Raw genomic sequence first — 17,085 nt, forward strand, 5'->3', positions numbered from 1 at the left:
TCGATTGAATTCAGGCGTTGCCGCAGAGGATAGCGCGGCAGCCCGTCCTTGAAACGGCCTGCCCCGCGGCAGCGGCGCTCTCATCATTTAGTATGCTTTATTCGGGCGATTTTGTCGGGCTCGACTTGGCCGACATTCACCGATGCGAGCGTCGTGTTCAAGCTGTCGATGACCAGCCCGGTCATGCGGACCGCGGCGAGGTCGCCGTCGCGGTCGATGATCGCGAGCAGGATGTTCTCATGGTCGGGGAGGGAGTCGGCGAAGGCCTCCTCCTCGCCCTTCTTCAGCACCATCGACCATTGCAGCGTGGCGATCACCGCGCTCGCCAGGCATTGCAGCGGCGCGTTCTGGGAGGCGGCGAAGATCGCCTCGTGGAAAGCGAGGTCGCCGCGCACGCAGGCGTCGGAATAGGGCGGGTTCTCGGTCATCGCGCGCAGGGCCGCCTCGATGCGCGCGATGTCGGCGGCGGTGCGGCGCTGCGCCGCCAGCCGCGCCACGCTGGGCTCGACGAAACGGCGCAACTCGAAGAGATCGCGAATGAATTTCTCGTTCGGGTCGGCCTCGAAATGCCAGGACAGCACGTCGGGGTCGAGCAGGTTCCAGCGCTCGCGCGGCGCGGCGCGGGTGCCGCTCTTCGGGCGCGCCTCGACGAGGCCCTTGGCGGTGAGGATCTTGACCGCCTCGCGAAAGGCGGTGCGCGAGACCGAGATGTCGGCGCGCAGGGCGTCCTCGTTCGGCAGCAGCTCCCCGGCGCCGATCTCGCCGCTGATGATCGCGACCGCCAGCTTCTGGGCGACCTGGCCGAAGAGGCGGTCCGCATTGAGGGTCGTCGGCCGCGAGAAATCGCGCACCCTGATGGATCGGCCCTTCCTCTCGCCCTGCGGCACCTGCGCGCTTCCCCGGTCGCTGACCCGGGGTGGCGCCTGCTTGACAGGCTTCCGGGTATCGTATGACTTTATCCCAGACGCACGAGGATACAACCGCCGGGATCGTGGCCTCGTCTGCATCAGTCGGTCACAAGAAGCCGATATCAGAACGGCATGCGCGCAGCTTTGGCGCGCATCCGGGGAACGGTCGCAGGGAGGATAAGGATGGCATCTGTCCAGATCGCCGATGTTCGCAAGGCCTATGGTTCGACGCAGGTCATTCACGGCGTCGACATCGACATCGACGACGGCGAGTTCGTGATCCTGGTCGGCCCGTCCGGTTGCGGGAAGTCGACGCTGCTGCGGATGATCGCGGGACTGGAGAACATCTCGGGCGGGGAGATCCGGATCGGGCCGAAGGTGGTGAACGACGTTCCGCCGAAGGAGCGCGACATCGCCATGGTGTTCCAGAACTACGCGCTCTATCCCCATATGACGGTGGCCGACAACATGGCCTTCTCGATGAAGCTCAGGAAGGCGCCGAAGAGCGAGATCGACGAGCGGGTCGGCAAGGCGGCGCAGATCCTCGGGCTGACCAATCTGCTGGAGCGCTATCCGCGCCAGCTCTCGGGCGGCCAGCGCCAGCGCGTGGCGATGGGCCGGGCGATCGTGCGCGATCCGCAGGTGTTCCTCTTCGACGAGCCCCTGTCCAATCTCGACGCCAAGCTGCGGGTGCAGATGCGCACCGAGATCAAGGAGCTGCACCAGCGGCTGAAGACGACGACGGTCTATGTCACGCACGACCAGATCGAGGCGATGACGATGGCCGACAAGATCGTGGTGATGCATGACGGCATCGTCGAGCAGATGGGGGCGCCGCTCGATCTCTACGACAATCCGGCGAACCTGTTCGTGGCGGCCTTCATCGGCTCGCCGTCGATGAACCTGCTGAAGGGGACGATCACGGCGGCGGGCTTCGAGGCGGAGAACCCGAAGGGCGGCGCGCCGCTGGTCTGGCCGATCGGCCAGCGTCCGGCGGGGAGCGAGGGCAAGGCCGCGGTCTACGGGATCCGGCCCGAGCATGTCCGGCTCGACCCGAACGGCATCCAGGCGGAGGTGGCGGTGATCGAGCCGACGGGCTCGGAAACGCAGGTGGTGGTGCGCTGCGGCGGCCAGGAGCTGACCTGCGTCTTCCGCGAGCGCATCACGGCCCAGCCCGGCGAGAGCATCGGCATCGCGCCCGATACCGGCGTGACCCATCTCTTCGACGCGGCCACCGGAAAGCGTCTCTGAACGGCGGCGCCCGCCGGCAAGAGGCTGCCGGCGGCGCCATATCTGCGGCGATGACCATGCGTGACGGGGGCCCGAAGCAGGCCCGCGCGGCTTTTACGGAGGAGATGGTGACCATGGGTATTTCCAGACGCGACGTATTGATCGGCGGTGCCGGGCTGGCCGCCGGGGCTGCCATGCCGCTCGCGCCGGCGTTCGCGCAGGCCAATATCGAGAAGGGCGCGACGCTGCGCGTGCTGCGCCCGACCAAGTTCGTCGAGCTCGACCAGCAGATCTTCGACGAGAACACCGCCGCCTTCACCAAGGCGACCGGCGTGCAGGTCAAGGTCGACTATGCCGGCTGGGAGGATCTGCGCCCGCAGACGGCGGTCACCGCCAATACCGGCGCCGGCCCCGATGTCGTCGTCGGCTGGGCCGACGATCCGCACATCTTCTCGGACAAGCTGATCGACCTGACCGACCTCGCCGAGGACCTCGGCAAGAACAATGGCGGCTGGTATCCGATCGCCGAGAAATACGGCAAGAAAGACAAGACCAACCAGTGGGTTTCGATCCCGATGGGCGCCTCCGGCGCGCCGGCCGTCTACCGCGAATCCCACGTCAAGGAAGCCGGGTTCGACAGCTTCCCGAAGGATCTCGACGGTTTCCTCAAGCTCTGCCGCAAGCTCAAGGAGCAGGGCCACCCGGCCGGCTTCGCGCTGGGCAACGCCGTTGGCGACGGCAACGCCTATTGCAACTGGCTCGTCTGGACCCATGGCGGCTACATGGTCGATGAGAACAACAAGGTCGCGATCAACTCGAAGGAGACGATCGAGGCGCTGAAATACGGCAAGGCGCTCTACGAGACCTTCATCCCGGGCACGCTGTCCTGGCTCGACATCAGCAACAACAAGGCGCTGACGGCCGGCGAAATCAGCGTCACCCAGAATGGCGTCTCGCTCTATTTCTCGATCAAGAACTCCAAGGACGAGAAGACGGCGGCGATCGGCAAGGACCTCAACCACGCCACCATGCCGATCGGCCCGCTCGGGCGGCCCTCGGAGCCGGCGCTGATCATCAACGCCATGGCGTTCAAGCACACCAAGTTCCCGAACGCTGCCAAGGCCTATCTCCGCTTCATGATGGAGCGCGAGAACTACGACAAGTGGCTGACCGGCAGCTCCGGCTACTGGGCGCAGCCGCTCAAGGGCTATGCCGACAGCAAGGTCTGGTCGAGCGATCCCAAGATCACGATCTATCGCGACACCTGGGAGCGCGCGCTCTGGAGCGGCTACAAGGGCTCGATCAACGAGGCGGCCGGCACGGTCAACGCCGAATATGTGACCGTGCAGATGGTGGCCTCCGTCTGCGCCGGCCAGGCCACGCCGGAGGAGGCCGCCGCCGAGGCCGAGCGCCGGGCCAAGCGCTACTACAAGAGCTGATGCCCGCCCGGCATTGACGCGGAAACATCCGGCCGCCGGCAGGTCCGGCGGCCGAACATTGCCGATCCGAACGCGAGGGCGCCATGGCCGTTGCTGCCGCCGAATCGCGAACCGTCCACAGCCTGCAGCAAAGCTGGCTGGTGCGTCTGTTCGACTATAAGCCTTTCCTGATCTTCCTCTGCCTGCTGCCCGCGGCCGGCTTCCTGCTGGTCTTCCTCAGCTATCCGCTGGGGCTCGGCATCTGGCTCGCCTTCACCGACACCCGCATCGGCCGGGTCGGGCATTTCATCGGCTTCGAGAATTTCGAGTCGCTCTGGTACGACCGGGTGTTCATCACCTCGGTCTGGAACACGCTGCTCTATACGGGGGTGGCGACGGCCGGGAAGTTCGCGCTCGGCCTGTGGCTGGCGCTGCTGCTCAACAACCATCTGCCCTTCAAGTCGCTGCTCCGGGCGATCATCCTGGTTCCCTGGATCGTGCCGACCGTGCTCTCCGCCATCGCCTTCTGGTGGATCTACGATCCGCAGTTCTCGATCATCTCCTATGTCCTCGTCGACGTGCTCGGCTGGCGCGATACCTACATCGACTTCCTCGGCCAGGCCTGGCCGGCGCGCTGGTCGCTGATCGCGGCCAATATCTGGCGCGGCATCCCCTTCGTCGCGATCAGCCTGCTCGCCGGTCTCCAGACGATCTCGCCCTCGCTCTACGAGGCGGCGATGCTGGACGGGGCCAATGCCTGGCAGCGCTTCCGGCACGTCACGCTGCCGATGCTGATGCCGATCCTGGCGGTGGTGCTGACCTTCTCGGTGCTGTTCACCTTCACCGATTTCCAGCTCGTCTACGCCATCACCCGCGGCGGGCCGGTCAATGCCACGCATCTGATGGCGACGCTCGCCTTCCAGCGCGGCATTCCCGGCGGCCAGCTCGGCGAGGGCGCGGCGATCGCGGTGGCGATGATCCCGTTCCTCGTGCTGGCGACGCTGTTCAGCTATTTCGGCCTGGCCCGGCGCAAGTGGCAGCAGGGGGAAGACAATGACTGATCAGACCCTGAGCCAGCGCCCGCATCTGACGGACAAGGAAAGCACCGGCGTCATCGACTGGTCGTCCGGCCCCCGGCGCTTCGTCACGCTCTATCTGCCGCTGTCGATCTTCGTCCTGGTGCTGCTGTTCCCGTTCTACTGGATGGCGATCACCGCGATCAAACCGAACGGGGAACTGCTCGACTACAAGAACAACAACCCGTTCTGGGTGAAGTCGCCGACGCTGGAGAACATCAACAAGCTGCTGTTCCAGACCGACTATCCGCAATGGCTTTGGACGACGATGATGGTCGCGGCAGTGGCGACGGCGCTGTCGCTCTTCGCCAGCGTGCTCGCGGCTTACGCGATCCAGCGCCTGAAGTTCAAGGGCTCGCAATATGTGGGGCTCGCGATCTATCTCGCCTATCTGGTGCCGCCCTCGATCCTGTTCATCCCGCTGGCGACGCTGATCTTCCAGCTCGGGCTGTTCGACTCGCCGCTGGCGCTGATCCTGACCTATCCGACCTTCCTGATCCCGTTCTGCACCTGGCTCCTGATCGGCTATTTCAAGTCGATCCCCTACGAGCTCGAGGAATGCGCGATGATGGACGGGGCGACGCGGCTGCAGACCCTGTGGCGCATCACCCTGCCGCTGGCCATGCCGGGGCTGATCTCGGCCGGCATCTTCGCCTTCACCCTGTCCTGGAACGAGTTCATCTATGCGCTCGCCTTCATCCAGTCGGCCGAGAAGAAGACGGTGCCGGTCGCGGTGCTGACCCAGCTCGTCGAGGGCGACGTCTACCATTGGGGCTCGCTGATGGCGGGCGCGCTGCTGGGCTCGATCCCGGTGGCGATCCTCTACTCCTTCTTCGTCGACTACTACGTCGCCTCGCTGACGGGCGCGGTGAAGGAGTGACGCCGCAGCGGCGGCGCCGGCTTCTCGGCGCCGTCTGCCTGCACTTCCGGCGTGCCGCGCCGCGGGCCCGGCACGCGTTCCTGCGAAAGCCGCCGACAGATGCCTGACCGTCCGATCTCCACCATCGCCTTCATCGGCCTCGGCGCGATGGGCGCGCCGATGGCCGGGAACCTTGTCAGGCGGCAGTTCCGCGTCACCGGCTTCGACATGCGCGAGGCCGCGCGCGAGGCGCTCGTGGCGGCAGGGGGCGCGGCCGCCGCCAGCGCGGCCGAGGCGGCGGCCGGCGCCGATGCCCTGCTGCTGATGGTGGTCAACGCGGCGCAGGCGCGTGCCGTGCTGTTCGAGGCCGGGGCGCTCGCGGCTTTGGCGCCCGGCGCGACGGTGATCCTGATGGCGACCTGCCCGCCGGACGAGGCCGAGGCCATCGCCGCCGAGGTGACGCGGACGGGGCGGCATTTCGTCGATGCGCCGGTCTCCGGCGGCGTCAACGGCGCGCGCGGCGGGACGCTGACCATCATGGTCGGCGCGCCGGCCGTGAGCTTCGCGCGGGCGAAGCCGGTGCTCGACGCGCTCGGCGACAAGGTCTTCCATGTCGGCGAGAAGCCGGGGCAGGGTGCGACGGTGAAGACCGTCAACCAGCTCCTGGCCGGCGTCCATATCGCGGTGGCCGCCGAGGCGCTGTCGCTGGCCGAGAAGGCCGGCATCGACGGGCGCCTGCTGTTCGAGATCATGGGCGGCTCGGCCGCCTCGTCCTGGATGCTGAAGGATCGCGGGCCGCGCATGCAGGAGCCGGACCCGGCGGTGGCCAGCGCCGTCGACATCTTCGTCAAGGATCTCGGCATCGTGCTCGATGCCGGGCGGGCCGCCAGGGCGGCCCTGCCGCTGGCGGCGGCGGCGCATCAGATGTTCCTCGCCGCCTCGGGATTGGGCCATGGCGCGCGCGACGATTCCCAGGTGGTGCGCGCCTATCGCGCCCTCAACGCCAGGCCCGCGAACGATGCCTAGCGGGTCAGCGGGGCGGGCAGGTCGTCCCGCGCAGCACCAGTTCGGGCGTCAGCAGCAGCCGCTTCTGCGGCGCGGCCGGCTCGGCGATGCGCTGGAGCAGGAACTCGGCCGATTTCGCGCCCATCCGGTTCTGGAAATTGTGGATGGTGGTCAGCGCCGGATACCATTGCGCCGCCTCCTTGACGTCGTCGCAGCCGATCAGCGCGAAGTCGGTGCCGGCCTCGCGCCCGCGATGGCGCAGGCCGAGCATGGCGCCGAAGGCGGCGAGGTCGTTCATGCAGACGGCCGCGGTCGGCGGCTCGGCCGCGTCGAGCACCTGCTGGATGCCCTTGAGCCCGTTCTCGCGCGTGCCGTAGGAGAAATAGATCAGCGCCGGGTCGATCGGCAGGCCGTGCCGGGCCAGCGCCTCGCGATAGGCATGGTAGCGGTTGCGCCCGGTCGAGATGCCCTCATTGGCGCAGAGGAAGGCGATGCGCCGGTGGCCGAGCCCGATCAGGTGCTCCATCGCCTGCAGGATGCCGTGGCGGTCGTCGGAGCCGACGAAGTCGAGGCCGAGCTCGGGAATCTCGCGCGAGAGCTGGACGATGGGGATGCCGGTCGCCACGAGATGGCGCAGGCTCTCGGCCGTGCTGCCGCCGGCCGGGCAGAGGATCATGCCGTCGGGCCTGTATTCGGCCAGCGAGTTCAGCACGCGCTCCTGCCGCTGCAGATCCTCGGCATAGGTGCCGAGCAGCAGCGAGCGGCCGAAATCGGCGATGGTCGCCTCGATCGCCGAGAGAAGCTCGGCGAAATAGGGGTTGGTGATGTCGTGGAAGCCGACGCCGATGATGTTGGTGCGGTCGGTGCGCAGGGCGGCGGCGCTGCGGTTGTAGCTGTAGCCCATTTCCCGCGCGATCTCGCGCACCCTCTGGCGCGTCGCCTCCGCCACCAGCGGGGAATCGCGCAGGGCCAGCGAAACCGTCGCGGTCGAGACGGACAGGCGGTCGGCGATGATCTGAAGGGTGACGCGGCTGCGGCCGACGGCAGACGCCGAACTGGGCGGGGACGAGTCGCCGGCGGTCATCGCCGGTCCGTATCGAGGGCGAGCGTCGTCATGCGTCCTGAAGCCATCCGTGCCGGAGAGAACTCTCCCATTGGCATAGTCATACAGACAAGCTGGAGAATATGAAAATGAGCGCTGCCAGGGAATCGATCGGCTTCATCGGCGTCGGATTCATGGGCCAGGGCATGGCCGCCAATCTCGTCGCGAAAGGCTTTCCGCTGACGGTGATGGGGCACCGCAACCGCAAGCCGGTCGAGGAGCTGGTCGCGGCCGGCGCCGTCGAGGCCAGGACCCCGGCCGATCTGGCGCGGCGCTCCAGCATCATCTTCCTCTGCGTCACCGGCTCGGCGCAGGTCGAGGAGGTGCTGAAGGGCGAGAACGGCATCGTCGCCGGAGCGCGGCCGGGCACGGTCGTCGTCGACTGCTCGACCTCGGACCCGACCGTCACCGTCCGGCTCGCGGCGGAGCTCGAGGAGGCGGGGCTGCACCTCGCCGACGCGCCGCTCGGCGGCACGCCGGCGCAAGCCGCGCTGGGCCAGCTCTCGGCGATGATCGGCGCCTCGCCCGAGGTGTTCGCGCGGATCAGGCCGGCCTGCGAGGCCTGGGCGCAGAAGATCGTGCATCTCGGCCCGGTCGGCGACGGCCACAAGATGAAGCTGATCAACAACTTCCTGTCGATGGGCTATGCGGCGATCTATGCCGAGGCGCTGACGCTGGGCCAGAAGATCGGCATCACGCCGCAGACCTTCGACAGCGTCATCCGCGGCAGCCGGATGGATTGCGGCTTCTACCAGACCTTCATGCAATACGTGCTGGAACGCGACCGCGACGCGCACAAGTTCACGCTCGTCAACGCGCTCAAGGACGTGCGCTATCTGGAAGGCGTCGCCAATGCCGCCGGCGTCGCCAACCCGATCGGCAACGCGGTGAAGAACAGCTACGCCACCGCCGTCGCCAGCGGCCGGGGCGGGGACTATGTGCCGATGATCTCGGACTGGATCGCCGGGCTCAACGGCGTCTCGCTGGCCGGGAAGGGCTGATCCCTCCCGACGCGCCGGGCGGCGGCAGGGCGGGCCGGCCGCCATCCGCGCGGACGGGCGCCACTCGCCCGCTCCGGCCGCGGAGAGGATCATGCAGGGCCTGTGGAAGGCGGGGGCGGTCGCTCGCATTTTAAGGATTCCCGACGTCCTTTCTTAAGCGGATGCGCCGTTTCAAGGGCTGTCTCGCGATTTGGCAGACGGTTTGAAGATGGATGCATTGGACGAGGCCGGTCTCGATCTCGAGCTGAGCGAATTCGGCAAGCGGCTGGATTCGCTGCTGATCTCGCGCGGCTGGCCGCGGCGACGGCGGGCGGCCGCCCGCAGCGATTTCGAGCTCTTCGTCCAGCGCAGCGGCCCCGATCTGGTGCGGCTGGCGCTCGACGTCACCGTTCCCGAAAGCGTTGCCCGGCAGATCATGGCGCTCGTGCTGGAGCACGGCCTGGCGGCCCCCGAGGCGGGCGGCAAGGAAACCCGGCGCGATCGCCCCTGAGAGGCGGCGCCGGCCTGGAGGCCACGCCGGCTTTCCCTGACCGGCCCGCGCGGATTGGCGCGCTTATTGATCCTCTCGGCCGAACGCCGCGAGGAACGCGCCGAAATGAAACAATCCGGTTCGGATCGGAGCCATCGGCAGCCCTGGGGGAGATGCGGCGCGCGCCGCGGAGCCCGGAGGTCTGCGCGATGAAGCGGCTCCACCGGCTGTCCCAGGCGATGCGCCGGGCGACGTCGAAGCGCGAGCAGGCCCGGCGCCGCAAGGAAAGGGAAGGGCGCTTTCCGAAGCCGAAGCTCGTGCCGAAGGAGGAGATTGCGGGCAGCGGCGGCGACGAGGAGCGGAAGACCTCGGCGCCCGTTCCGGCCCGGCTCGCCGGCGTGCCGCGGGCGGGCGAAGGCTCCGTCCTGCCGTTTCAAGGCCCGGCGTGAGGCCGCCTTGCGTCCGGCGATCGTTTCCGGGATGGGTAGGCGATCCCCGAGGGTGGTGGGCCGCTGCACGAAATTCCGGTGAAGCGATGGAAGGTCCGGAGCAGGCTCTCGCTCAACTCCTTGAGACATGACGGCGCGGCCATGTCGCGAGCCGCCGCGGCCTACTGGTTGGAGGACGGCATTCCCGCGGTCGAGCAGGTACGGCTGCAGGGAAGCGTCGTGGCCTGAGGACGAGTTCCGAAGGCTGGCGCCGAGAGGCAGGGCATAATGGTGTCGGCGCCGCTTGATTCCTGCATGGCCTTCGCAACGCTGGCCCCATGCTCCGGCAAACCACAGGATGAGCGGGTCCCGAAACCTGCCGATGGCGTCGACCGTCTTTGGCCCGCGCTCGATGCGGGTCGCCGGAGGCTCGCGCGCGAATGCCGCCTCTGCCATTCAAGAGGGGAAGGTCCGGCCGTCGCCGTGCTAGGTTCGGCCCGAATCGATTTTCGGGCCCATCGTTCAGAGACAAGATTCCCGCATGTTTATCTTCAGATCATGGATGGTGGCGGCGCTGGGGATCGTGATGTCGGCCTCCGTATCGACGGCGCAGAAGGCTCCCGAGCGCATCTTCCTCAATGCCGAGATCTTCACTGCCGACGAGGCCCGGCCTTCGGCCGAAGCGTTTGCCGTCAGCGAGGGGCGCATCCTCGCGATCGGGTCTCGCGCCGATATCCTGGCCAGGAGAACGCCCGCCACCGAGATCGTCGACCTGGCCGGAAGGCGGGTGCTGCCGGGCCTGATCGATGCGCATTCCCACGCGATTTTCGGGGGGCTCGCCGCCTTGGCGCCCAATCTTGAGGACGCCGAGATCACGAAGGACGAGCTGAAGCGCCGCGTGCGATCCTGGGCTGCGGAGGAGCGCCGGGACGGGAATGCCCCCCTGGTCGTCTTCGGCGTGAATTCTGGCACATGGGATGATCCCGCCGCCCTGGCCGCGCTGTTCGATTCGGGCGAATGGGCCGCCCGGCCGCTGCTGCTGATGGGGTCGGACTATCACACCGCCTGGGCCAACGGCGCCATGCTCGCCAGGGCGGGGATCGACCGGCGGTATGTCCTGGCCCTGCCCGAAGCGCGCAGGCATATGGTGGGGGCGAGGGAGGACGGTGAGCCGAACGGCATCCTCGTCGATGCCGGGCTCGATCTGGTCAGCGTGCATCTCCCGAAACCCGACGAGAAGACCCTGCTCGAAGCCGGCAGGATCGCGGTGAAGACGAATAACGGCTATGGCATCACCGCCTGGATGGACGCGGCGGCCAATGCCGGCCCCGGCGAGGCGCTGTTCTCCCGGCCGCCAGGGAGCCTCGGCACCGGCGTGCTCCCGGCCTACCGCGCGCTGGCCGGCGCGAATGCGCTGACCGCGCATGTCGCGGCGCTGCTGGTGGCGAGTCCGCAGGGCGATGCCGCCGACCTCGACCGTCTGGAAAGCGTGCGGCGGGCGTTCCTCGGCATCCCGAACCTCACACTCCCCGGCATCAAGATATTCGCCGATGGCGTGCTGGAATATCCGGCGCAAAGCGCGGCGCTGCTGGGGCATTACACCAATTCGGGGAAACAGGGAGAAATGCTCCTGGAGCGGCAGGTTCTGCGCGGACTGGTGGACGCCGCCGACGCACGGGGCTGGCTGGTCCATATCCACGCGCTGGGCGACCGTGCGGTGCGGGAATCCCTGGATGCCTTCGCGGCGGCGCGAGGCCGGCGCGACAGCGGGGTGCGTCATTCGATCACCCATCTCCAGCTCGTCGATCCCGGGGATTATCCGCGATTTGCGCAGCTCGGCGTCATCGCCGTCATGCAATTGCACTGGGCGCAGATGGACAATTACCTGACCGAGCTGGTGAAGCCCTATATCGGCGAGACCGAATTCAGGGGCCAGTATCCCGCCAGATCCCTGCAGCGCAGCGGCGCGGTGATCGCGGGAGCCAGCGACTGGCCGATCTCGACGGCCAATCCCTGGGAGGCCATGCATCACGCCATGACGCGCAGCGGGCCGGACGGAGGACTGAACGAGGCGGAACGCATGGACCGCACCGACATGCTGCTGGCCTATACGCGCCATGCGGCGCAGGCGATCGGCCTGGAGCGGGAGATCGGCACCCTGGCCGAAGGCAAGCGGGCCGACTTCATCGTCGTGGATCGCGACGTGCTCGCCGTCGATGTCGAGGCTTTGCAGAACACGAAAGTGCTGGAGACCTTCTTTGGAGGCGAAAAGGTCTACAGCGCCGAATGAAGGCTTGTTTTCTGTGTTCCATCCGCGCCCCATGGCCTTTCCGGAAACCCGCGTTCCGCTTTCTGGGCCGATGCACCAGCAATGAGATAGATCATACTCTTCGCTAAGGTCTAAACTCAACGGATTGATTGTGATTCACTTGGGTCATGGGGAGGAGAGTTCCATGAGCCGGCTGTTCTGGTTGACGAGCAGTGGTCGAAGATCGAGCCGTTGCTGCCGCATTATGGCAGCCCGCCTCGGGTCGATGACCGGCGTATCCTGAGCGGGATCGTGCATGTGCTTCGGTGCGGCTGCCGCTGGTGCGATTGCCCGGCGGAGTACGGCCCCTCTACGACAGTCTACAACCGCTTCAATTGCTGGTCCCGGAAGGGCATCTGGCAGAGCATCTACGCCGCTCGCGCAGGCCCGAGAGCGAGGTGTCGACGACGAGCGCCAGGCACTCGCGCGTGTAGTCGTCGACGATGGCGAGCACCCTGAAGCGGCGACCGTCCGAGATTGTATTGGACAGAAAATCAAGGCTCCAGTGTGCGTTGGCCCGGATCAGGCACCTTCACCGCAGAACAACTGGAGATAACGGTTCTGTAACCGCTGTTTTTCAGGCCACGGCCTTGAGCGGCTGGGTCGCGTAGGCCCAGGGCAGCAGGTCGTCGATCTGGCTCTGGGGCTGGCTGGCGACGATGCGGGCGATGACGTTGGCGAGGTAGGCTTGCGGGTCGACGGCGTTGAGCTTGCAGGTCTCCACCAGCGAGGCGATGACGGCCCAGTGCTCGCCGCCTCCGTCGGAGCCGGCGAAGAGCGCGTTCTTGCGATTGAGGGCGATCGGCCGGATGGCGCGCTCGACCACATTGGAGTCGATCTCGACGCGGCCGTCGTCGAGGAAGCGGGTGAGACCCTGCCAGCGCGAGAGGGCATAGCGGATGGCCTCGGCGAGCTTGCTCTTCTGGCTGACGAGGCCGAGCTTCTCCTTGAGCCACGGCTCCAGTGCCGCGACGATGGGGCGGCTCCTGGCCTGCCGGGCAGCGCGACGTTCCTCGGCCGAGCAGCCGCGGATTTCGGCCTCGACCTGGTAAAGCGCCGCGATGCGCGCGAGCGCTTCCGTGGCGATCGGCGCCGGGCCGGATTGGGCGAGTTCGTAGAACTTGCGCCGGACGTGGCTCCAGCAGAACGCCAGGCTCACCGCATTGCGCTCGGCCAGGACCTTGTAACCCGCGTAGCCATCGACCTGCAGCGTGCCCGCGAAGCCCTGAAGATGCCGGATCGGCTGCTCGGCCTTGCGGTCGGGAGCATAGAGATAGGCCGCGCCAGGCGGATCCGATCCACCCCAGGGCCTGTCGTCGCGGGCATAGGCGAAGAGCTGGCCGGTCTTGGTCCGGCCGCGACCCGGGTCGAGCACCGGCGCCGTGGTCTCATCGGCGAAGAGCTTGTCCGACGCCTTCAGGCGCTCGAACAGCCGCGCATGCACGGGCCGCAGCAGGAAGGCGGCCTTGCCGACCCAGTCGGCCAAGGTCGAGCGATCCAGGTTCACGCCCTGCCGGGCATAGATCTGGGCCTGCCGGTAAAGCGGCAGGTGATCAGCGTATTTCGCGACGAGGACATGGGCGACGGTGGCCTCTGTCGGGATGCCGCCCTCAACGAGCCGGGCGGGCGCCGGCGCCTGCACCACAACCTCCTCGCAGGCCCGGCAGGCGTATTTCGGTCGACGCGTCACGACCACGCGGAACTGAGCCGGCACGATGTCGAGGCGTTCGGACACATCCTCGCCGATGGCATGCAGCGTGCCCCGGCAGCAGGGGCAGGTTTTGTCCTCGATATCGACGACCTGCTCGAGGCGCGGCAGGTGTGCCGGCAACGAGCCCCGGTTGATGCGCCGCTTCCTGGCCCGCTCGGCCCGTTTGGCAGGATCGGCTGCCTCCTCGCCGGCAAAGCCCTCGGCCTCGATCTGCTCGGCCTCCTCGAGCCCCAGAAACTGATCGATCGGCAGGCTCTCGGCCCTGCGGCCGAAGCGGTGGCACTGTAACTCCTTGATGATCTGGCGGAGCCGCTCATTTTCGGCGCGCTCCGCCGCGAGCATCGCCCGAAGCGTGATCGGATCGTTGATCTGAGGTTCGGCCGCGTCGCTCACAAAGCCGATTCAATCATGGATTACAGTGGCTTGCCAGCGCAGGTCCGATCAACTTGCGGCGATTGGAACGCGCGTCTGGCGCCGCTCATGCACGCGGCGCCAGTCCAGACCCTCCAGCAAGGCCTGAAGCTGGGCAGCCGTCAGCCGCACGACACCGTCGGCGATGGCAGGCCACTGGAACTTGCCATCCTCCAGCCTCTTGGAGAACAGGCAGACGCCGGTTCCATCGAAGTAGACCAGCTTGATCCGGTCGGCGCGCCGCGCCCGGAACACATAGACCGTGCCGGAGAACGGATCGGCGCCCATGCTCTCGCGAACCAACGCCGCCAGGCCCTCAGCACCCTTGCGGAAGTCGACCGGCTTCGTCGCCACCATGACGCGGACTGCGCCGGTCGGGCCGATCACAAGCCGGCCTTCAACGCACCCAGCACCGCGGCGATCATGGCCGGCGAGGCCCCGTTCTCGATCGTCACCTTCACACCGGCGACGTCGATCTCGATCGCCGCCGCGCGCCGATGGTGTCGACTGCGCCGCTTTCGGCGCGGCGATGCTGCCGGCGGCTCCGCGGCGAGAACCGGTTCGGGAGCGACGACCGCCGGCACGAAGGCCGGCAGCGCCTGTGCGGCCTTGCGCGCCTCCCGGCGCTAAGTGAACAACTGCTGCGGCGTCAGGCCATGCCGACGCGCCACCTCAGAGACGACCGCTCCGGGAACCAGCGTCTCTTCAAGAATCTGTGCCCGGTCATCGGCACTCCACCGCCGTCGACCTATCGCCCCGGTGATCACCTCGAAGCGGCGCACCTCGCCCTCAAGCTCAAGTCTGTGGTCAAGCCTAGACACAAAACGATCCTCCAAATCAGGATCGTCAGAGTGCGCGCTCAACCCGCGGCGAAGAAGGTGGGGTCGGAACAGCGGTTACACGGTTCTCGACCCAGCGCTCGCACAAAGCCTCATCGGACAGGTCGTGCATGTGCTTCAGGATCGCGAAACCGGCCATCAATCGTGTCGCAAAGGCAGCCGGCCGGGATCGTCGTCATAAACCGTGCCGAAGCTCTTCCAGGAAATTCCAGTCGATCTGGCGCGACAGCTTGGCCAGAGGATGATCCAGATCGAAGATCTGGGTCGAGCCGGGCCTTGAACAGATCGGTCTGCCCGCTCTCGCGACGCTCCTTCGGCGCATCGATCCTCCGCCCGTGCTGCGTTCCAGCGATGGAACCACGACCGCATCCCGAAAGCAATTTGCCGGGAATTCGTAGGTTAACCCTCCAAGTCCGGGGAGAACGAATATTGAAATACCTCAAAAAATTCGACGCCATATCAGGATCTTAAGCGTTCTTTACGTTGGACTCGATATCAACGTAACAGCGGAATCTTAATATGGCTTGGCCGCGACGCGTCCACAAATACCGTATTGACTGAGACCCTCTTGCATAGAGCCTCGCCTTCCGGCTCCCCAGTATTCGAATTGACGTCGAACTTCGGGAAATTGCTCGACGAGATATCAAGCCGGATGCGGTGTCCCGGCAGGAAAAGATTGGCTGTCGGGTTCAAGGTTACGGTTATCTTCACGATCTCGCCGGGCTCCCGGAAACGGGGGTTGGCGGGATCTTCCGCATAGCGCAAGCGCAGGATGCCGTCGGTCAGCAGCATCGCGTATCCATGCGGGTAGTCGGCTGTTGGAGGATGAACATCGATGAGCTTGGCGGCAAAATCTGTATCCGGCCCGTCGGTTGCAACCCAAAGCGTGGCCTCAATGGGCCCGACGATCTGTATGGATTCCGTAAGCTGTTCCGTTTGGAAAACCAGCACGTCCGGCCTTGCGGCGAGGGGCAGATAGGGCGCGCGGCTTCCGAAGAACTTTGGCGCTTCGACCTGGTCAAACGTTCCGCCGGGGATCAGCGGCTCTCGCGTCAATGCATGCCCGATCGTCGGTACGGGATGCGATGGGTCGAAATTATAGCGAAGCGGCCGGGCGTCCGCAGCTGGCGCATCGGGGGAAAGCCGGCCATCCGCGTGCAGGTGGTAGTCCGTTACTTTGCTCTCGGGCGGCGGCCAGTTTTCCAGCGCGAGCCAGCGCCCACCATGATCGAGGTGACCAGCAGGGGTGCGCCGCCCGGTGCCTCCGCCCATCACGAACACGCTGACGGGAGGGACATCGGCTGCCGTGCCCTTGATCACGTGATCGAAGAAGCGAAGACGCACCGCCCGCCATTCGCCCAGCCAGGACTCGATCGTCGCATCGGGGCCGAAATCGACGTCTCCGAATACTCTCGAACTCCGGTCGCCATGTGTCCAGGGGCCGAGAATCAGGCGTTGCGGACCACGGCCTGCGTCCCGTAGGCCCGCATAGTTATTGGCGGCACCATAGGGATAAACGTCGAACCAGGACGACATGTGAAGGCAGGCGGCGCCGCTGTATCCGGCATGCGAGCCTTCTGTCCAGATGCCGTTCTGCCTCCAGTAGTCGTCGAAGGTTCCATGCCGCCACTGGCTGAAGATATAGCGTTCATAGGCAGGGTGGTGGCGTAGCGGCGAGTGCCCTTCCTTCCACGGGAACCGCGTGAACCACTCGGCCATGTCTTCCGCTTCGAGCGCGGCTTTCATCACCGGATCACGCGTCGCCTCCGGGGACAGGATCGCCTGCTGATGCGCCCAGGTGAGCTGCTTCAACTCAAATGCGCCGAAAGTGCGGATTCCACCACGCCAGGCGTTGAAGAAGCCGCCGGAATCCAGCGCCTGCGCGACGACGCCGGGCGCGTCGAGCGCTCCGAGGGCCAACTGGGTCTGGCAGCCGTAGGAATGACCCATGGTACAGATGCGGCCGTCGCACCAATCTTGTTCCAGCAGCCAGGCGCAGGTATCGTAGCCGTCCCGCCCCTCGGACAGGTATTTGACGAACTCACCCTCGGAGCCGTAGCGTCCTCTACAATCCTGATAGACTACGGCATAGCCGTGGGCGACGAAATAGGCTGCGAGTTCGGCGCGCGTCGCCGCTCGTGGTTCGCTGGCCGTGCGTTCGCTTCGGCTCACGACATTGCGCCCATACGGCGTGCGTTCGAGAATGACTGGGAAGGGACCTTGCCCATCGGGGCGATAAACGTCCGTTGCGAGCTTTACACCGTCCCGAGCCGTCACCTTGAACGTAGTTGGAATCATCACCGTATTCTCTCGGCTGAAG

The 17,085-nt window shown here is 66.5% G+C and carries 16 protein-coding genes and 3 pseudogenes; 10 read left to right on the forward strand and 9 right to left on the reverse strand.

Features of this window, described 5'->3' with window-relative positions; translation table 11 throughout:
• Nucleotides 1-83 precede the first annotated feature (83 nt).
• Nucleotides 84-851, reverse strand: a complete 768-nt coding sequence (locus ACWH43_RS03455) for a FadR/GntR family transcriptional regulator (RefSeq protein WP_377785410.1) — start codon at nucleotides 849-851, stop codon at nucleotides 84-86.
• Between the two features lie 240 nt (nucleotides 852-1,091).
• On the opposite strand from ACWH43_RS03455, the gene ACWH43_RS03460 reads away from it, so the two are divergent.
• The 5 genes from ACWH43_RS03460 to ACWH43_RS03480 all read left to right on the forward strand — a co-directional run bounded on the left by ACWH43_RS03460 (nucleotide 1,092) and on the right by ACWH43_RS03480 (nucleotide 6,517).
• Nucleotides 1,092-2,159, forward strand: coding sequence for an ABC transporter ATP-binding protein (locus tag ACWH43_RS03460; RefSeq protein ID WP_158445937.1), 1,068 nt, complete (start codon nucleotides 1,092-1,094; stop codon nucleotides 2,157-2,159).
• 113 nt (nucleotides 2,160-2,272) lie between these two features.
• Entirely contained in the window at nucleotides 2,273-3,577 is a 1,305-nt protein-coding gene (locus tag ACWH43_RS03465; protein ID WP_375797015.1) for an ABC transporter substrate-binding protein, read from the forward strand.
• A gap of 83 nt (nucleotides 3,578-3,660) precedes the next feature.
• Nucleotides 3,661-4,617: a carbohydrate ABC transporter permease gene (locus ACWH43_RS03470; RefSeq protein WP_158445938.1), complete on the forward strand. Its 957-nt coding sequence runs from the start codon at nucleotides 3,661-3,663 to the stop codon at nucleotides 4,615-4,617.
• Complete coding sequence (locus tag ACWH43_RS03475; RefSeq protein ID WP_158445939.1) at nucleotides 4,610-5,512, forward strand: carbohydrate ABC transporter permease; 903 nt, start codon at nucleotides 4,610-4,612, stop codon at nucleotides 5,510-5,512. The genes ACWH43_RS03470 and ACWH43_RS03475 overlap by 8 nt, the downstream gene beginning before the upstream one ends.
• A gap of 99 nt (nucleotides 5,513-5,611) precedes the next feature.
• A complete protein-coding gene (locus tag ACWH43_RS03480) occupies nucleotides 5,612-6,517 on the forward strand; it encodes an NAD(P)-dependent oxidoreductase (RefSeq protein WP_158445940.1) in 906 nt (301 codons plus the stop codon).
• Between the two features lie 4 nt (nucleotides 6,518-6,521).
• Here the strand turns inward: ACWH43_RS03480 and ACWH43_RS03485 are convergent, their stop codons facing one another.
• Nucleotides 6,522-7,580, reverse strand: a complete 1,059-nt coding sequence (locus ACWH43_RS03485; RefSeq protein ID WP_158445941.1) for a LacI family DNA-binding transcriptional regulator — start codon at nucleotides 7,578-7,580, stop codon at nucleotides 6,522-6,524.
• A 101-nt stretch (nucleotides 7,581-7,681) separates the two neighbouring features.
• On the opposite strand from ACWH43_RS03485, the gene ACWH43_RS03490 reads away from it, so the two are divergent.
• The 5 genes and pseudogenes from ACWH43_RS03490 to ACWH43_RS03510 form a co-directional block, all read left to right on the forward strand.
• Complete coding sequence (locus ACWH43_RS03490; protein WP_158445942.1) at nucleotides 7,682-8,599, forward strand: NAD(P)-dependent oxidoreductase; 918 nt, start codon at nucleotides 7,682-7,684, stop codon at nucleotides 8,597-8,599.
• 208 nt (nucleotides 8,600-8,807) lie between these two features.
• Complete coding sequence (locus ACWH43_RS03495; RefSeq protein ID WP_158445943.1) at nucleotides 8,808-9,089, forward strand: hypothetical protein; 282 nt, start codon at nucleotides 8,808-8,810, stop codon at nucleotides 9,087-9,089.
• 188 nt (nucleotides 9,090-9,277) lie between these two features.
• Nucleotides 9,278-9,517 (forward strand): hypothetical protein, encoded by a 240-nt coding sequence (locus ACWH43_RS03500; RefSeq protein ID WP_158445944.1) that lies wholly within the window; start codon nucleotides 9,278-9,280, stop codon nucleotides 9,515-9,517.
• 520 nt (nucleotides 9,518-10,037) lie between these two features.
• Nucleotides 10,038-11,786 (forward strand): amidohydrolase, encoded by a 1,749-nt coding sequence (locus tag ACWH43_RS03505; RefSeq protein WP_158445945.1) that lies wholly within the window; start codon nucleotides 10,038-10,040, stop codon nucleotides 11,784-11,786.
• Between the two features lie 177 nt (nucleotides 11,787-11,963).
• Nucleotides 11,964-12,188: pseudogene (locus ACWH43_RS03510) on the forward strand (transposase); the annotation flags it as partial.
• Here the strand turns inward: ACWH43_RS03510 and ACWH43_RS03515 are convergent.
• From ACWH43_RS03515 to ACWH43_RS03545, 7 genes and pseudogenes are all read right to left on the reverse strand, one after another.
• Nucleotides 12,175-12,318 (reverse strand): annotated as a pseudogene (locus ACWH43_RS03515) (IS3-like element ISMamg1 family transposase); the annotation flags it as partial. The pseudogenes ACWH43_RS03510 and ACWH43_RS03515 sit on opposite strands and share 14 nt — an antisense overlap.
• Nucleotides 12,319-12,381: 63 nt before the next feature.
• On the reverse strand, nucleotides 12,382-13,857 hold the full coding sequence (tnpC, locus tag ACWH43_RS03520; RefSeq protein WP_448153657.1) for an IS66 family transposase: 1,476 nt from the start codon (nucleotides 13,855-13,857) through the stop codon (nucleotides 12,382-12,384).
• Between the two features lie 99 nt (nucleotides 13,858-13,956).
• Nucleotides 13,957-14,283: an IS66 family insertion sequence element accessory protein TnpB gene (gene tnpB, locus ACWH43_RS03525; RefSeq protein ID WP_377785409.1), complete on the reverse strand. Its 327-nt coding sequence runs from the start codon at nucleotides 14,281-14,283 to the stop codon at nucleotides 13,957-13,959.
• A gap of 26 nt (nucleotides 14,284-14,309) precedes the next feature.
• Nucleotides 14,310-14,510, reverse strand: coding sequence for a hypothetical protein (locus tag ACWH43_RS03530; protein WP_260348976.1), 201 nt, complete (start codon nucleotides 14,508-14,510; stop codon nucleotides 14,310-14,312).
• Between the two features lie 42 nt (nucleotides 14,511-14,552).
• Nucleotides 14,553-14,747 (reverse strand): transposase, encoded by a 195-nt coding sequence (locus ACWH43_RS03535; protein WP_448153401.1) that lies wholly within the window; start codon nucleotides 14,745-14,747, stop codon nucleotides 14,553-14,555.
• Between the two features lie 82 nt (nucleotides 14,748-14,829).
• Nucleotides 14,830-15,091, reverse strand: a pseudogene (locus ACWH43_RS03540) (IS5/IS1182 family transposase); the annotation flags it as partial.
• A gap of 169 nt (nucleotides 15,092-15,260) precedes the next feature.
• Nucleotides 15,261-17,063, reverse strand: a complete 1,803-nt coding sequence (locus ACWH43_RS03545; RefSeq protein ID WP_260349006.1) for a CocE/NonD family hydrolase — start codon at nucleotides 17,061-17,063, stop codon at nucleotides 15,261-15,263.
• Between the last annotated feature and the right edge of the window lie 22 nt (nucleotides 17,064-17,085).

The sequence above is a fragment of the Allobosea minatitlanensis genome (assembly GCF_964020775.1).

What these genes read in the sequence shown, in the direction of transcription:
- ACWH43_RS03460 (WP_158445937.1), top strand. Translation starts at nt 1,092, where the DNA reads ATGGCATCTGTCCAGATCGCCGATGTTCGCAAGGCCTATGGTTCGACG.
- ACWH43_RS03465 (WP_375797015.1), top strand. Translation starts at nt 2,273, where the DNA reads ATGGGTATTTCCAGACGCGACGTATTGATCGGCGGTGCCGGGCTGGCC.
- ACWH43_RS03470 (WP_158445938.1), top strand. Translation starts at nt 3,661, where the DNA reads ATGGCCGTTGCTGCCGCCGAATCGCGAACCGTCCACAGCCTGCAGCAA.
- ACWH43_RS03475 (WP_158445939.1), top strand. Translation starts at nt 4,610, where the DNA reads ATGACTGATCAGACCCTGAGCCAGCGCCCGCATCTGACGGACAAGGAA.
- ACWH43_RS03480 (WP_158445940.1), top strand. Translation starts at nt 5,612, where the DNA reads ATGCCTGACCGTCCGATCTCCACCATCGCCTTCATCGGCCTCGGCGCG.
- ACWH43_RS03485 (WP_158445941.1), bottom strand. Translation starts at nt 7,580, where the DNA reads ATGACCGCCGGCGACTCGTCCCCGCCCAGTTCGGCGTCTGCCGTCGGC.
- ACWH43_RS03490 (WP_158445942.1), top strand. Translation starts at nt 7,682, where the DNA reads ATGAAAATGAGCGCTGCCAGGGAATCGATCGGCTTCATCGGCGTCGGA.
- ACWH43_RS03495 (WP_158445943.1), top strand. Translation starts at nt 8,808, where the DNA reads ATGGATGCATTGGACGAGGCCGGTCTCGATCTCGAGCTGAGCGAATTC.
- ACWH43_RS03500 (WP_158445944.1), top strand. Translation starts at nt 9,278, where the DNA reads ATGAAGCGGCTCCACCGGCTGTCCCAGGCGATGCGCCGGGCGACGTCG.
- ACWH43_RS03505 (WP_158445945.1), top strand. Translation starts at nt 10,038, where the DNA reads ATGTTTATCTTCAGATCATGGATGGTGGCGGCGCTGGGGATCGTGATG.
- tnpC (WP_448153657.1), bottom strand. Translation starts at nt 13,857, where the DNA reads ATGCTCGCGGCGGAGCGCGCCGAAAATGAGCGGCTCCGCCAGATCATC.
- tnpB (WP_377785409.1), bottom strand. Translation starts at nt 14,283, where the DNA reads ATGGTGGCGACGAAGCCGGTCGACTTCCGCAAGGGTGCTGAGGGCCTG.
- ACWH43_RS03545 (WP_260349006.1), bottom strand. Translation starts at nt 17,063, where the DNA reads ATGATTCCAACTACGTTCAAGGTGACGGCTCGGGACGGTGTAAAGCTC.